The 16,108-nt window shown below is 44.1% G+C and carries 11 protein-coding genes and 1 CRISPR repeat array; all 11 genes read left to right on the plus strand.

The genetic code is table 11. The features are described 5' to 3' along the window. The 11 genes from cas3 to cas2 all read left to right on the plus strand — a co-directional run bounded on the left by cas3 (nt 1) and on the right by cas2 (nt 11,767). Nucleotides 1-2,106, plus strand: coding sequence for a type I-D CRISPR-associated helicase Cas3' (gene cas3, locus QT987_RS10990; RefSeq protein ID WP_333239725.1), 2,106 nt, complete (start codon nt 1-3; stop codon nt 2,104-2,106). Between the two features lie 249 nt (nt 2,107-2,355). Next, nucleotides 2,356-2,871, plus strand: coding sequence for a hypothetical protein (locus QT987_RS10995; protein ID WP_333239727.1), 516 nt, complete (start codon nt 2,356-2,358; stop codon nt 2,869-2,871). Continuing rightward, nucleotides 2,864-3,124, plus strand: a complete 261-nt coding sequence (locus tag QT987_RS11000) for a DUF433 domain-containing protein (RefSeq protein ID WP_333104001.1) — start codon at nt 2,864-2,866, stop codon at nt 3,122-3,124. Before QT987_RS10995 ends, QT987_RS11000 begins: the two co-directional genes overlap by 8 nt. Continuing rightward, entirely contained in the window at nt 3,121-3,504 is a 384-nt protein-coding gene (locus QT987_RS11005; protein WP_333239729.1) for a DUF5615 family PIN-like protein, read from the plus strand. The genes QT987_RS11000 and QT987_RS11005 overlap by 4 nt, the downstream gene beginning before the upstream one ends. After that, the gene (gene cas10d / locus QT987_RS11010; RefSeq protein ID WP_333239731.1) at nt 3,501-6,767 is read left to right on the plus strand and encodes a type I-D CRISPR-associated protein Cas10d/Csc3; all 3,267 of its coding nucleotides are present in this window, start codon (nt 3,501-3,503) and stop codon (nt 6,765-6,767) included. Before QT987_RS11005 ends, cas10d begins: the two co-directional genes overlap by 4 nt. 43 nt (nt 6,768-6,810) lie before the next feature. Beyond that, complete coding sequence (cas7d, locus tag QT987_RS11015) at nt 6,811-7,824, plus strand: type I-D CRISPR-associated protein Cas7/Csc2 (protein ID WP_333239733.1); 1,014 nt, start codon at nt 6,811-6,813, stop codon at nt 7,822-7,824. A gap of 5 nt (nt 7,825-7,829) precedes the next feature. Beyond that, nucleotides 7,830-8,537, plus strand: a complete 708-nt coding sequence (gene cas5d, locus QT987_RS11020; RefSeq protein WP_333239735.1) for a type I-D CRISPR-associated protein Cas5/Csc1 — start codon at nt 7,830-7,832, stop codon at nt 8,535-8,537. Nucleotides 8,538-8,664: 127 nt separating this feature from the next. Then, complete coding sequence (cas6, locus tag QT987_RS11025; RefSeq protein WP_333239738.1) at nt 8,665-9,501, plus strand: CRISPR-associated endoribonuclease Cas6; 837 nt, start codon at nt 8,665-8,667, stop codon at nt 9,499-9,501. A gap of 351 nt (nt 9,502-9,852) precedes the next feature. Then, nucleotides 9,853-10,446 (plus strand): CRISPR-associated protein Cas4, encoded by a 594-nt coding sequence (gene cas4 / locus QT987_RS11030; RefSeq protein WP_333239740.1) that lies wholly within the window; start codon nt 9,853-9,855, stop codon nt 10,444-10,446. Nucleotides 10,447-10,468: 22 nt separating this feature from the next. Beyond that, the gene (gene cas1d, locus QT987_RS11035; protein WP_333239742.1) at nt 10,469-11,473 is read left to right on the plus strand and encodes a type I-D CRISPR-associated endonuclease Cas1d; all 1,005 of its coding nucleotides are present in this window, start codon (nt 10,469-10,471) and stop codon (nt 11,471-11,473) included. A gap of 21 nt (nt 11,474-11,494) precedes the next feature. Then, the gene (gene cas2 / locus QT987_RS11040) at nt 11,495-11,767 is read left to right on the plus strand and encodes a CRISPR-associated endonuclease Cas2 (protein WP_333121065.1); all 273 of its coding nucleotides are present in this window, start codon (nt 11,495-11,497) and stop codon (nt 11,765-11,767) included. Nucleotides 11,768-12,071: 304 nt separating this feature from the next. Continuing rightward, nucleotides 12,072-16,032: a CRISPR direct-repeat array (repeat unit 37 nt; unit sequence ATTGCAATCAACCTAAACCCCTACCAGGGATTGAAAC). Nucleotides 16,033-16,108: the final 76 nt, after the last annotated feature.

Genomic DNA, 16,108 nt, shown 5'->3' on the forward strand with positions numbered 1-16,108 from the left:
ATGGCAAATTATTCTATAACTCTTAAACCCGTGTACTCATGTCCCGCCCAAACGCTTCCATCAGGCATTACCTTACCTGGGGGCTGGGACGGACTCTCGCGGCATCAAGTCGAAACCTACGAAGCATTGAAAGACCCAACCATTGATGTTGTCTTCAATACAGCAATGACAGGGGACGGTAAAAGTTTAGCAGCTTACCTCGCAGCGATGACAAATTGCACGAGCACTTTAGCAATGTACCCGACAAACGAACTGGCGCGAGATCAAGAAAAACAGGTAAAAAGCTACAAGGCACTGTTTAAACCGGAAAAAGACCCGCAAATTTATCGTTTGAATGCAGCAATTCTGGAAGATTTTATTACCACAAATAAACTTTCTTCAAAATTAGCAGGATTGTGCGATCGCGCTGACAACTCAGAAATTTTACTGACAAATCCCGACATCTTCCACTACATCCACGACTTCCGGTACTTGCGGCGAAACAAAGAAGGTAAAGGAGACAATGCCGATCGCCTATTTGCCAAAATTGACGACAGCTACGAACTCTTTATTTTTGACGAATTCCACATTTTCTCATCTCCCCAAATTGCCAGCGTCATCAATGCCATCCTGTTAATTAAACACACGGTTCCAGGCAAAAAGTTTTTATTCCTCTCTGCTACACCGAACGATTTGCTGGAGGATTTTTTATCCAAAGCTGGATTAAAGCATCGCATCATCGATCCAGTCAAGCAAGACGGTTATCGGTTTGCAGCCGGCGACAACTGGCGACAGATTAGTTATCCGATTAACTTGACTTTCCCGCAAAAGTTAGAACCAAACCTGCGCTCTAGTTATAACTGGATTGTCGAAAATTCCGAAACAACGATTTTGAAATTTTTTCAAGATAATCCTGGGAGTAAAGGCGCAATTATCCTGAACTCGATCGCCACTGTAAAAACCTTAGTCCCCAAATTCAAGGCGATTTTTGAACCGCTGGGATTGAAAGTCCGAGAAAATACCGGATTGACTGGCGAGACAGAGAAATCTAAATCTGTTGAAGATGCTGATTTACTTCTGGGAACATCGACAATTGATGTGGGAGTAGACTTTCGGATTAACTTTTTAGTATTTGAAGCGGCGGATGCGGGGAATTTTATTCAGCGTTTTGGCAGGTTGGGGAGACATCCTGGCTTTGACATTTATCAAGCTTATGCTTTGCTGCCCAACTTTATTGTCGAGAGGCTGTTTGAGGCTGAAAATCACCCCCTGCAAGATGGCGAAACGCGCGATCGCATTAGTTTGTCCGAAGCCATCCGCCAGCATTACGGCGATGTCAATGAGTTTGAGAAATATCCCAAACGGTGGGGCGGAATTCAGTCAGCTTGCGTGCATTTAGAGTTAAAAACAAATTATCAGATGAAAACCAAGTATCCCGAAGCAGCGGATAATTTTGCAGCAGATATTGAGCAAGCTTTAGGAATTACGATTGAGAAGATGTACGCGCAGTTTCGGCGCTGTATGGAAAAGGAGAAAAAGAAAATTATTGAGGAGGCTCGAAGTTTTCGGGGAATCAGCCAGTTAGATTGCGGGATTTATGACATTACTAATCCAGACGAACCTGAGAAAGAACGGTTTAAAACTTACAATCTTCCCAGTTTGCTGAGTAACTTTCATTTTGAGTTGATGACAAGCGCGGACTTTATGGAGCGAGCTAAAAAAGCCGGGTTAGCAGCCAGCCGTTTTGAGAAAGCTTTGTGTTATTTGAAATTGACTGGGTATCGGGACTTGCGAGAAGATTGGCAGTTTTATTGCTCGCGAGATGACCTCAGCGAGATTGCTAAATCCGGCAAGGTGCAAATTCTCAAAGATTTGGAAGTGACAGGGGGAACTAACGAGATTAGCCGCAAATTATCTAATCGGGGGTTGGTGTGCTTTGTCTCCGATCGCGATCGCGCTACTTTACGCGCCAAGTGTGGATTGCCCGTGCATTTCCAAGCCTATGCTTTGAGCGATCGATTTGATGGTAAAGCAAATTACACCATCGCGTTTGGGCGATCGGCGCTGTTGCTGGAGACGCTGATTTGGCACTGGAAACCGCAGCAGGATGAAGGCTGGATATGCTGAAAAGGTTGAGGAGAAAGGGTTTTGCCCGACATCAGAAGGCGACAGTGTTTCAATCCCTGATAGGTATTTAGGTATTTCTACTAATGCAGCACTGAACTGCGCCCTTTGCTCCTTACTCAATAATACGCGATGTTGTTCCTGGCGACCAACCATTAGTCTACAGTAACTCTTCATCATTAAGGCTACAGTAACTACTTGACATTGCCGGGGAGAGGATGGCACGATGGGAACAACCTCAACAGACTTCTTATGGATATTCATCTCAACGACAGCGACATCTCTCAGATGCCAGAAATGCTAAGGACTTCGTTTCTCGACTGGCTCCCCAAACGCCTGAATATCAATCCGTCACAGCCCGATCGAACAGCCCTTCCCCAACAGCCCAGTAAACCGGAGACACCACCGACTCAGTTAACTCTCGATTTGGCACTTGCCAGTCAGACTCCTGAAGAAAAAGCGGACAACTCCCATGTCAAGCTGACTCAGCTACTTGACGCGGGTATCACCAAGCGAGGAATGCCTGTGCGAGTCAAACTGAAGCGGGAGGTGGCAAAAAAGTTAGGTCGTGACTATATCAACAGTCTGGAAATCTCCATGAAAGGAACCATTGTTTACGACGGACAAGATTTTGATAAACCGAGTCCCTTGGCAACAAAAATAAATCGCGGTTCAGCTAATGGCTGGGAGTACATCGAGGTTAAGAAGAATGACGAGTGGATTTGTTTAAATGAATTGCGCGAAACCTGGAGGAAGACAAATGACTAGAGATAATTTACTGTCCCGAATCTCGATCGATCCAAATATCTGTTTTGGAAAACCCTGCATTCGCGGCCATCGGATTTGGGTTTCCCTAATCCTTGACTACCTAGCTGGAGGAATGACTGTTGAGGAAATTCTAGAAGCATATCCCAGCATAGAAAGAGACGATGTATTCGCTTGTATTGCTTACGGTGCCGAAGTAACGCGAGATTATTATACCGACATTCCATTAGGAAAAAAGGAGGAAGCAACTACGTGAAGTTAAAGCTAGATGAAAATGTCGATGTTCGCGTTATTACCTTTTTACGTTTGGCAGGGCATGACGTAGAAACAGTACCAAACCAAGGTTTGACTTCAGCACCCGATGTGGAACTTATTAATGTTTGCCGTCAAGAGGAAAGATGTTTAGTTACTGCCGATCGCGGATTTGGCAATCGGATGCGGTTTAATCCATCTGAGTATGCGGGGATTGTTGTAATTCGGCTAACATCTCGTGCCAATTTTACAGAGTGGAGAGAAGCAATAGAAACGTTAATCCTCGGATTAGAGCAAGCCGAAGTTTTTGGGAAATTGTGGATTATTCGACAGGGTACGATTCAGGAATATCAACCCACTCAACCAGAGGAAACAGAATCATGAATGTAGATAAACTTTACCAATGGCTGCATTCTTCCGATGATGATGACAGTGAAACGCCTGCAAAATACGAACTTTTGACAGTTCGCTTATTTAAAGAAGCAATTCGAGAAACGGCAGGAAATCAGGGCGATCGCCTTTTAACATCTTTCGCCGAAAATGTCCTACCAAAACTGATTCAGCAGCTAGTTGGAGCCACAGCCAAAGGCGGTCAATTTACAGAAGATATGCGCGCCAAAGGCAACAACGTCGAGCGCAGCAAACACGATCAATCATTTACTTCTCACCTGCTTAACGGCTTATTCCCAACTTACCGAATTCTCAAACAACTCAAGACAAATACACCTGAAACCAATCCTGTTAAACGCAACTGCGGTGAAACAGAAATAGCTTTGTTCATAGCATCGTACATCCTGCACGACTTCGACAAATTTCCCGATTATTGTGAATGGCTGAAAACTAACGATTTAGAGGGAAAATTTGCCAACCGAGACTGGCGAGACAAACCACCCCATAAAGACGAAGCCCCCAATTTCGGACGCGATTATGTGGCTCTCAAAATTCAACAACTCGGATTAGATAGTTTATTAGGCGAAAATTGGCGATCTCACATCGATGATCTTGTGTGGATGAGCAACAATGCCGGAGTCAAATATGATAGCGATCGCGGTCTGGAAATTCGCGGATTGCAGCCTAAACTCGATGGTAGAATTAGAGGAACTATAGCCAACTTAGTCAGACTTTCCGACTTATTTGCCTCAGTAGTGAAACATCCCAGCGATGCCGAAGCTAACGGTTTATCTGAAGTTTTGACTTCCCTCAGCAACGGACAACTTAAATTTAGCTATCACTCCCTCTCTGACAATCGCGGAGTATTGACAAATATCATTAACAATGCTCTGATGGACGCTCATCCCAGCGAGTTCTATACGCCGCTGCTGTATTTGCCAGATGGTGCTGTTTATCTAGCTAAAACCAATGCACCGGCTATCGAAACTGCTGAAATTCCTAACCAAGTTATCGCCAAAATCAAGAACCTTTGTGCCGAGAGATTGAAGCTCAAAACAACAGGATTTAGCCGAGACGGAAAAGGATTTAAATTTGGTGAATTCTACTGGCTGTTTTTTGATATAATCGAACTCATGGGAGTCACCATCGAAGCAGCTTGCAAACTCATTCCCAGCACCAAAGCATCCTCTGCCAAAAAGCGCAGCGACAGCTTGCTAAGTTTCCAAAAAGATGGGGATTTGCCCGGTGAATTGAATCTAGAATTTCCCGAAGATTATCGGATTGATAGGCTAGCAGAATTTGGGGATATCCTGTGTCGGGGAATTTGGAATAAATGGCAAGAACGCTTGAGTAATTCTCAGAAAGAACTGCCCAAAGCTAAACGGCAAAATGTGCCGGAATTAGATTTAACTCAAAAACTGGCAGAACATTTGGGTTTGGCTGACGAAATCCCGGCTTTAAAAGCCATCCAATCTCTAAAAAAAATAGGTGGCGTTCCTCTGGATTGGTATTACTTAGCTGCACGGTATTTGCAGCGAAAGAAAGGATTGAATGAAGCTGAATTGCGCGACGTTTTAAGCAATATGGTTGAATGTGCAACCAGTTTCATCAAACCCATTGCCGAAAAGTTTGAAATTCCCGACGGGTGGAACGATTTGCGGACTTATGTCAGCCGCATTGTTTCCTTGCCAACGGGGGCAGTTGTCAAACCTGAAACCGATCCGTTTTTACTAGAATTGGCGCGGTACAGTGCGGCAAAAATCACAGGGAGAGGACGCGAAAATGTTTGTGCGATGTCGAGTTCGGCTTACACTGTGACGGAACAAATGGAGGCGGCGACTTTATTTACTCCCCAAGTTTACAGCAACCGCCAAATTTTGTTTAACGCGCAAGCTGCCAAGCGTCAGATTTGCTCAATTTGGTCGATCGAGATTATGTTGAGGCAAATTTTGATGAATCAAACCAATGCCACGGGAGGAGATTTTGAAGGGCGCAAATATCGGTATCTCTATCTTTACCCAGCTTACTTCTTTACTCCCGAAACCAACAAGTTTCTTCAGAAAGCTTATAGTTGGATTGCCAGAACGCGATTTGATGCTGATATCCGCAAGCATTTGATTACTGAGAAACAAATTGCTAATTTTACCCTTGACAATTATCAACAAGTTGATTCATTATTGATTCAGGAGAATTTGCAATCAGAAGACGATCGCACTTTCAAGATCAGCTATCCCGACAATCAACCGCTGACCTTTTTCTTCCTAGCATTGCCACCAGGAAAAGATGCCACAGATACGGAATCTTGGGTAATGCCGACTTGGTTAGCCTTTGCTTTACCGCTAATTCTCGATGTCAAAACAGTGGCATCCGAGTCGCCAGTACCGCCATTCATTAGCGGTACAGATTTTGAAAAAACCGTTGTGATTGATGGCGAACATCAAGCAATTCGTTCTTTAATTAAGCAAAATGAATATCGCTTAGACGGCATTTTGCCTCCCCCATCAAATCCGCCTAAAATTTCACCGCTAAATGCTTTAAGTGCCGCTTACTGCATTCACTTAGAAGTTAACCGCAAAAAAGATGGCAATCCCGACTGGGGGAAATTGTCAGATTTAGCGCGAGATTTAGAAACCAGTCCTCTTTATGTCTTTCACTACCTGAATAAATGGCTGCGGAAACAAGACAAAATTGAGTCCGTACCCATTGCCAAAATCCGGCTGTACCTAAATTTTTACTACTACTTTGAACCAGAGGGAAAAACCGTGAATCAAATGCGAGAATTGACCGAACTGTACCGCCGATTTTATCGTGCAAAAAGTCAATATGCGAAAGCTAATGCTGTGCTGAAACCTATTGACGAAGCTGCTGACGTTATTCTGAAATTTGACAAAGCTTTAGCCAACAATACCGAATCTTTAACAGATATTGTGGCCGGGCGTTTGTCAAAGCTGATGAATAACGTGCGGCGGCGGGCCGCAGAAGGAAAACCAACACTTGCTTTTGTGGATGGGAAGTGGAAACCTGCTTTGAATTCTGAGGAAGAACGGCAAGCAATTTATGATTTTGCTAAGTATTTTGTGGAGGTGATTTTTAATGGAAGTTTGAAGGGCGATCGCGCTCGTTTAGCAGGCACTCAACTCAACTTGATTCGGGATACTTGCGATTACCTTTATCGCTTGGAAGACGACAAAGAACGCCGGGAGCGCAAGCAGGAAGAACCTGATGAAGTTCCCGAAACCGAAACAGAATTAGCCTAAATTATCCGCTTTTTTTCAATCAACTTGTACTGGAGAAACAACGATGAAATTTCTGAAAACTCTCGATTCTAAATTTTTTCACGATGAAATTCCCGCAAAACCGATGGGAAAATACGCTCATTTTATCACCATCCGCGTCACCGAATCTTATCCACTGTTTCAGACTGACGGCGAATTGAATAAAGCCAGAGTAAGTGCTGGGATTGAAGACAAAACGCACATCAGCCGTTTAGCAATGTTTAAGCGGAAACAGTCTACAGCCGAACGTTTAACCGGACGAGAATTGCTGCGAAACTACAAAATTGGCGATTGGGAAAAGTGCGATTACAACGTTGATTTTAGTAAAACTACTCCTGATTGTATTTTGTACGGTTTTGCGATCGGCGATTCGGGTTCTGAGAAATCCAAAGTAGTTGTAGACACGGCTTATTCCATCACTCCCTTCGATGATTCTCACCTCAATTTCACCCTCAATGCACCGTTTGAAAGTGGAACAATGAGCCGTCAGGGAGAAGTTACCAGCCGCATTAACAGTCAAGACCACATTTTGCCTCAAGTCTTTTTTCCCAGCATTGTAACGTTGAAAGACCCGACAGAAACAGGTTTTATCTACGTTTTCAACAACATTCTCCGAACGCGGCACTACGGAGCGCAAACTACTCGCACGGGTCGAGTTCGCAATGAATTGATCGGAGTGATTTTTGCTGATGGTGAGATTGTTAGCAATCTGCGGTGGACGCAAAAAATCTACGATTTGATGAGTGCTGCTGGCAAAATTAATCCCCCAGATCCTCTCAATGAAAATGATGTTTTGACTCATGCAAATCAAGCAATTTCTGAACTGATGGATGGAGAGTGCATATCGCACCGCGATTTTCTAGGGGAATCTTTTAATAGCCTTTTGACCGAAGTAAAATCGATTGCCAGCGATGAAACTCAACTGCAATCAATGCTGAGTCAAGCTAATACCGAATCAACAGCTTATGCTCAGAAACATATCTTAAAGAGTTCTGAAAAAGGCAAGAAAGGTAAGAAAGCAGTTGCACCTACGGAGTAAAAATCGTGGCTTTTATTTACCGCTGTCAAATCGAGTTGCACGATAGCCTTTATTTTGCAACTCGCGAGATAGGGAGACTTTACGAAACAGAGCCAGTAATTCACAATTACGCGCTTTGTTACGCCCTCGGTTTGGTGGATAGCGAAATCTATTCCACCACCGTTGCAGAAGAAGATTCCTATCGCTATTTCTGTCCCGAACAAGTTCCTAAATACGAGCAGCATTTAACGGCGCTCAACCAACAGGGGATTTATGTTACTCCGGCGCGATCGATCTCCCACTCCTCCACTCTCAACACTTGGAAATACGCCAACAACAACTATCACGTTGAAATGGAGAAAACCCAGAAAAACATCCCTAGTTTTGGAAGAACTAAAGAAATTGGGCCGGAAAGTAAATTTGAGTTTTTCATAATCTCAGAGAAGTCTCTGAAACTGGCAAATTGGATACGGTTGGGAAAGTGGATGAGCAAAGCAGCAGTCGAAATTTTAGAAGAGAAGGAAGTGAAGCGATCGCCCTCAGAAACAGACTTCATCTTTCCCTATCTTCTCAACCCTTTAGACGTGATGTTTTCCCATCAAGTGATTAGCTACGATGTGGTTAATATGCCTCCGGTTAGCCTCATCCAAAATGTCAAAATGCTAGGGCGATATTACGACTTTGACCAACTCAAAATTCCGGCGTGTATGGAATACCGCTTTCGAGCCGATTAATAAGAGGCAAAGCCTCTAGAAATGCGTTCCCAGGTAGAACCTGGGAACGAGAAACGAGAAATGAGAAAACGAGAAACCAGGGAAAACCTCTTGGCTAATTCAAACCTCTTTTAACCATTAACCCAATATGCCGCACAGCCTAGTCCTCAACATCCTTCCCCTAGCCCCAATTCCCCCCGGATACCTCACCGGAAGACACCTGCACGCCCTCTTCCTCACCCTCGTGAGCTCCGTTGACAAAAAACTCGGCGATCGCCTCCACGATGCCACCGCCCAAAAATCCTTCACTCTCAGCCCTTTGCAAACTAAAAAAAGCCCTTTCAAAAAACACCATTTCCTGCAATGGGAACACACAGAATCGATTCCCGAACACACCCTCTGTTGGTGGCGGATTACTCTGCTTGATGACACTCTATTCGGCAAATTAACTAATCTTTGGCTGAATCTCAATCCCTCGAAGCCGTGGCATCTCGGACCCGCCGATTTGATGATTACTAAGATTCTCGGAACGCCCCAAGTAGATCAGCCTTGGGCTAATGCTTGCGATTACTCTCAATTGTACGATCGCGCTTCCGAAACTAATCGCTTAATTGCCTTCAGTTTTGCAACTCCTACTACCTTTCGACAGGGAAAATTTGATTCGGTGATTCCTACTAGAGACTGCGTTTTTAATAGTCTCCTCAGTCGGTGGAATAAGTACAGCCCGATCGCAATTCCCGATCAGTCATTCGATGCACTTTTTTCGACATTTGTCAACATCAAAAGTGAAAGATTGACTAACTATCAAAGCGATTTTGTCGGCATGGTTGGGGAGGTTAGTTATCGGATTTTGGGAGATGTCGAGCCTTTAGCGATTAAGCAAATTAATGCTTTGGCTGATTTTGCTGTTTACTGCGGGGTGGGGAGGAAAACTCCGATGGGGATGGGAATGACTAGGCGAATAGTTGTTAATAAGAGTTCTTGATAACTGAACGTAAAACCCATAGTCCGGCAAGGGTTGAAACCCCTGCCTCAAAGCTCAAGTCCTCTTAAGAGGACTGGAAGTAGGAATGATTAAATTACTTCTTCAGTTGGTTTCAACCTTGGCGCTTACCGTTACCGAGAAGCTCAAAATATCATCAATGATTAAATTACTTTCTCAGTCGGTTTCAACCGGTAAGTTCATCTTGGGGCTTAGACGCTCCCGTCAATGATTAAATTACTTCTTCAGTCGGTTTCAACCGACTTTAGCTATGAGACAGGGGTTTCAACCCCTGGCGGAATGGGGCATCACTAATTAATTCCAATTACTAATTTCCTACAAACCATCAAAAAAATGAACGATTCTGATTACATTTCGATCGCATCCCTCAACCAGTATTCTTACTGTCCTCACCGCTGCTGGCGAATGTCTTGCGCGGGAGAATTCACGGATAATCAGTATACCATAGAAGGGACAAGTTTGCACGATCGCGTTCACACGATGGGCGAGATTAACCGCGATGAAACTTGGCAGGTGCGGGCGATTTGGCTGAAATCGGAGCGCTACAAACTGATTGGTAAATCGGATTTGATTGAGTCGGCGGAGGGTGAGATTTATCCGGTGGAATACAAGCGGGGACGGAAGGGGGAATGGGATAATGATGAGTTGCAAGTTTGCGCCCAAGCGCTTTGTTTAGAGGAGATGACGGGGAAAAATATTGCCACTGGATATGTGTATTACGCGCAGTCGCATCAGCGGCAATTAGTCGAGATTTCAGAGGGTTTGAGACAGGAGGCGATCGCAACTATTTCTGCTATAACGGCTCTTTTTACCCAAGGGATTATCCCCCAGCCTGTTTACAAACCCCGGTGCAAAGGATGCAGCCTTTATTCGCAATGTTTGCCGCAAGCTACTGAGAAGGTAAGCCGGTATCAGGAAGTTAGTTAATTTATTCACAGGAGAGTTCAAAATGGGGACTGTTTATATTACTCAAGATGATGCGTTTATTGGCAAAACTGACGAACGCCTCACTGTCAAAGCGGAGAAAAAAAATCTTTTGGATGTGCCGTTAATTAAAGTTGATGGTGTGGTTGTTTTTGGACGTGCTACCGTCTCGCCTGCTGTGGTTTTTGAACTGCTCAGCCGTCACATTCCTTTGACTTTTCTCACGGGAACGGGGCGATATTTAGGCAGGCTGGAGCCTGAAGTTACTAAGAACATTTTTGTGCGATCTGCTCAGTGGAAAGCAGCAGGGGAATCCGAGATGGCTATACATTTAGTTAGGGGGTTTGTACGCGGGAAGCTAAAAAATTACCGCACTATTTTATTGCGACGAGGACGGGAAGATTCTCAACTGGATTTGCAATCTCATGTTAAGCGGCTGGATGGAGCGATCGCGCCTCTTGACAAAACTAACTCGATCGCTTCTCTCAGAGGTTTGGAAGGGGCTGGCAGTGCGGCTTATTTTGGCTGTTTCAACCAGTTAATTAAATCCTCAAAGTTCCAATTTGAAGCCCGCCGCCGCCGTCCTCCAACCGATCCGGTTAATGCTTTGTTAAGTTTAGGCTATTCGTTGCTGCGACATGACGTTCAAAGTGCTGTAAATATTGTAGGGTTTGACCCTTATTTAGGATACTTGCATTTGGAACGCTACGGCCGCCCTTCTTTGGCTTTGGATCTGATGGAAGAGTTTCGACCTTTGGTTGTGGATACATTGGTATTTTCGGCTGTAAATAAGGGGCAGTTGAGTCCTGATGATTTTATAACTGAACCTTTGAGCGGGGCTGTTTCTTTGACTAAGGATGGGTTGAAAATTTTTCTGCGCCTGTACGAAGAAAAGAAGCAATCTAAATTTAAGCATCCGGTGATGGGTGTTCAGCATACTTACCAAGAAGCTTTTGAAATTCAGGGGAGGCTGTTGGCGAAGTATTTGATGGGGGAAATTGACAAATATCCGCCTTTGGTAATCAGATAAGAGCGATCGCGGAGGTTTATTATGTATTTTGTTGTGAGTTACGATGTTTCCGATGATAAGCGGCGGACTAAGATACACAGCATTCTCAAGTCTTACGGGCAGTGGGTACAGTACAGTATTTTTGAGTGCGAACTGACTCCGACTCAGTATGCTAAGTTGCGATCGCGCTTGAGTAAGCTCCTTAAGTGCGATCGAGATAATATCCGCTTCTATTCTCTGTGCGCTTGCTGTCAGGGTAAGGTGGAACGGATTGGTGGAGATCCTCCGAGGGACAATACGGTATTTTTTGTTTGAGAGACTGGTTTGGAGGGTTTGGAGAGAGGAGTCGCGGGGCTCCTCTTTTGTATTTTGCGACGATGGGTAGGTGTAAAAAAGCGGGCCTGAAAAAAAGTGGCTGGATTCTATGAGGGATAAGGGGTTGAGCCTGTCTGGAGTCAAAATCGATCGTCGCAAACGCTGAAAGGGTTACTGGGAAACGATTTCAGAGATTTTGGGCGGTAGCCCCTTGACAACCCAGAGGCTGAAATGATACTTTTAGTTTAGGTCATCGCAAACGAACCTTGAAAATTAAATAGAGTAAGGCTTCCAGAAACCTGCTATTGCAATCAACCTAAACCCCTACCAGGGATTGAAACGCGTGAAATCATCGGAGTACGTGAATTATTGCATTGCAATCAACCTAAACCCCTACCAGGGATTGAAACAGGAACCTCCCCGCGGGCGATCGGATGAACTCCGATTGCAATCAACCTAAACCCCTACCAGGGATTGAAACAGGAACCTCCCCGCGGGCGATCGGCTGCACTCCATCGGATTGCAATCAACCTAAACCCCTACCAGGGATTGAAACCGATCGGGCGATCGGATGAACCGGGCGGGGGTGTATTGCAATCAACCTAAACCCCTACCAGGGATTGAAACTCAAAGAAAGAGAAATTGCTGGAACACTTAAAATAGGTACTATTTCATTGCAATCAACCTAAACCCCTACCAGGGATTGAAACCTTTTCACCATCAAAAATATCTGATTCTAACTCACATTGCAATCAACCTAAACCCCTACCAGGGATTGAAACAAAAAATATTACAACACCACAGACAGTCTGAAAACATTGCAATCAACCTAAACCCCTACCAGGGATTGAAACCAAATTGCACCAATATCAAAGCGTAGTGCAACAATTGCAATCAACCTAAACCCCTACCAGGGATTGAAACTAGCATATCGAGTGCTACAGCTTGATTTTTTAGAGTATTGCAATCAACCTAAACCCCTACCAGGGATTGAAACTTAATTATATTAAAATAGTGTAGACATAGTGTGTAATTGCAATCAACCTAAACCCCTACCAGGGATTGAAACGGAAAGCAGCGGAACCCAACCCTAACTTTTCTACTGAATTGCAATCAACCTAAACCCCTACCAGGGATTGAAACAAAGCAGCCGATGGGGGAGGAATCGCGCAACTACCTTCGAATTGCAATCAACCTAAACCCCTACCAGGGATTGAAACGTAATTTTTGCGGCAGTTGTAATTGTAATAGTTATTGCAATCAACCTAAACCCCTACCAGGGATTGAAACTAGCTGCCTGATAGGCAAAGCAACTGCATTTAATGATATTGCAATCAACCTAAACCCCTACCAGGGATTGAAACATTTCACTTCATACAGTCGAAGGCGAAACAGTCGAGCATTGCAATCAACCTAAACCCCTACCAGGGATTGAAACGATCGCACTGTGGAAGTTACGCCCGATCGCAGCGATTGCAATCAACCTAAACCCCTACCAGGGATTGAAACAGAGAAACAGAAATCCAATACTTTTGTCGTTGAATTGCAATCAACCTAAACCCCTACCAGGGATTGAAACTAACTTTAATTCATTTTATGGCTAGATTGATTAAATTGCAATCAACCTAAACCCCTACCAGGGATTGAAACCAGAATGTGTTCTGCTTCCTGCTGTCTCTGTTGTATTGCAATCAACCTAAACCCCTACCAGGGATTGAAACTAACCCTTCAACGATCGAGAAAAGAAACGTACTCGGAATTGCAATCAACCTAAACCCCTACCAGGGATTGAAACCATTCGCGATATCTGGGGCGGGTTTCAGGATTCTATTGCAATCAACCTAAACCCCTACCAGGGATTGAAACCAATCACCCATTATCAACCGCGCCCGCCAAGATTTAGATTGCAATCAACCTAAACCCCTACCAGGGATTGAAACGAAGAAATATACAAGTATCTTGGAATTGCTAAACATTGCAATCAACCTAAACCCCTACCAGGGATTGAAACCATGTATCCCCGCTACTAAGTAGAAAATATGCACATTGCAATCAACCTAAACCCCTACCAGGGATTGAAACCCTCGCATTCGTTTTACACGCATAAAAGCCACATTGCAATCAACCTAAACCCCTACCAGGGATTGAAACCGCAAGTGAGTAACATATTTGTGTTGTTCATGCGAATTGCAATCAACCTAAACCCCTACCAGGGATTGAAACAACCACCGCTAAAATTCATGTCGAAGTGACGCCTAAATTGCAATCAACCTAAACCCCTACCAGGGATTGAAACCAACCACCGTGATTGGGATCAAAAGTTGGCGGATAGCCTGATTGCAATCAACCTAAACCCCTACCAGGGATTGAAACCCCTGTATTATTTTTTCGGCTTAGTATCCTTAAATTGCAATCAACCTAAACCCCTACCAGGGATTGAAACTAGCAATCAAATCAATATTGAATCTGAAATCACCTTCAAATTGCAATCAACCTAAACCCCTACCAGGGATTGAAACGTCGAAATTCTTAATAACCAGTGGCACGTCTTCGGAAATTGCAATCAACCTAAACCCCTACCAGGGATTGAAACTACTTGCTCGCTGCCACCACTAACTCCTAACTTCCCTGATTGCAATCAACCTAAACCCCTACCAGGGATTGAAACTTAAATCTCAAGTTTCTATTGAGAATGCTCGTTATTGCAATCAACCTAAACCCCTACCAGGGATTGAAACAAGAATTACTGGCTTGTCATACAAGCGTCGATTAGGATTGCAATCAACCTAAACCCCTACCAGGGATTGAAACTCCTTTAATGGCAGGATTAGCGTCTTTGATTTTATTGCAATCAACCTAAACCCCTACCAGGGATTGAAACGTATTGAGGATAGTCTGTGCCTCTAGATTCTAAAATTGCAATCAACCTAAACCCCTACCAGGGATTGAAACTTTATACACTTCTGAGCCTGTTAGCAAATCCATTAATAACAGGATTGCAATCAACCTAAACCCCTACCAGGGATTGAAACTGCAAAATAAAAACATTTTCATTTGAGCGTAAAATTGCAATCAACCTAAACCCCTACCAGGGATTGAAACGCGGTAGGAGAATCGGAAATATTCCCCGCTGCGATTGCAATCAACCTAAACCCCTACCAGGGATTGAAACACCCGGTGTGTGGCTTAGATACATCATTAGACCGATTGCAATCAACCTAAACCCCTACCAGGGATTGAAACGCCACCAACTCACTGCCTAGGTACGCAATCACAAATTGCAATCAACCTAAACCCCTACCAGGGATTGAAACGTACTCCTCATTGTACAAGCCGATCGACACGATAATTGCAATCAACCTAAACCCCTACCAGGGATTGAAACGTAAAAAGTATCGGCCCTGGCGCTTCCAAGCAAAATTGCAATCAACCTAAACCCCTACCAGGGATTGAAACGATCACTCCATAACCGAGGGCTGCAAGTTCGCCAAAATTGCAATCAACCTAAACCCCTACCAGGGATTGAAACAGATCGTGGGACAGGTGGTGGCAGATGGTGACAGTTCCCATTGCAATCAACCTAAACCCCTACCAGGGATTGAAACGCGTGTTGTGCCTCTTTAAGGTAGGCACGTACAATTGCAATCAACCTAAACCCCTACCAGGGATTGAAACGAGGAAGTAATCAACGTGGGAGTGCATCAGCCTAAAATTGCAATCAACCTAAACCCCTACCAGGGATTGAAACATATTCATTACCTTTTGTTTATTCACTTCCCTAGATTGCAATCAACCTAAACCCCTACCAGGGATTGAAACCAAGTACAATACTAAACTCGAAAAACTTGAGATACAGCTTGAATTGCAATCAACCTAAACCCCTACCAGGGATTGAAACGGTAAGTGCGATCGGGCAAAACTCCCTCGCTGTGGATTGCAATCAACCTAAACCCCTACCAGGGATTGAAACATTCTCATTTAATTTATTCCAATACCAGCCAGATTTAGATTGCAATCAACCTAAACCCCTACCAGGGATTGAAACGTTTATAATGTACACACACTAATATTTTCAGGATGAACACAAATTGCAATCAACCTAAACCCCTACCAGGGATTGAAACTGAGCTAGCAAGTCAGCAGGGTGTTAGCGACTGGATTGCAATCAACCTAAACCCCTACCAGGGATTGAAACCTCGCTAAACGCAGCCTCATCAAATAAGAAATCATTGCAATCAACCTAAACCCCTACCAGGGATTGAAACCCAGGGTAAACGCATCTTAACTGGAACCCAAAATATGCTACAGTTAAATCCGACTAAATTTCAATGTAGTTTGTTG

Source organism: Microcoleus sp. SVA1B4, assembly GCF_036700545.1.
Classification (GTDB): Bacteria; Cyanobacteriota; Cyanobacteriia; order Cyanobacteriales; family Microcoleaceae; genus Microcoleus.

Bases quoted from the DNA above. Each gene is read 5' to 3' on its own strand.
- cas3 (WP_333239725.1), top strand. From the start codon at position 1: ATGGCAAATTATTCTATAACTCTTAAACCCGTGTACTCATGTCCCGCC.
- QT987_RS10995 (WP_333239727.1), top strand. From the start codon at position 2,356: ATGGATATTCATCTCAACGACAGCGACATCTCTCAGATGCCAGAAATG.
- QT987_RS11000 (WP_333104001.1), top strand. From the start codon at position 2,864: ATGACTAGAGATAATTTACTGTCCCGAATCTCGATCGATCCAAATATC.
- cas10d (WP_333239731.1), top strand. From the start codon at position 3,501: ATGAATGTAGATAAACTTTACCAATGGCTGCATTCTTCCGATGATGAT.
- cas7d (WP_333239733.1), top strand. From the start codon at position 6,811: ATGAAATTTCTGAAAACTCTCGATTCTAAATTTTTTCACGATGAAATT.
- cas6 (WP_333239738.1), top strand. From the start codon at position 8,665: ATGCCGCACAGCCTAGTCCTCAACATCCTTCCCCTAGCCCCAATTCCC.
- cas4 (WP_333239740.1), top strand. From the start codon at position 9,853: ATGAACGATTCTGATTACATTTCGATCGCATCCCTCAACCAGTATTCT.
- cas1d (WP_333239742.1), top strand. From the start codon at position 10,469: ATGGGGACTGTTTATATTACTCAAGATGATGCGTTTATTGGCAAAACT.
- cas2 (WP_333121065.1), top strand. From the start codon at position 11,495: ATGTATTTTGTTGTGAGTTACGATGTTTCCGATGATAAGCGGCGGACT.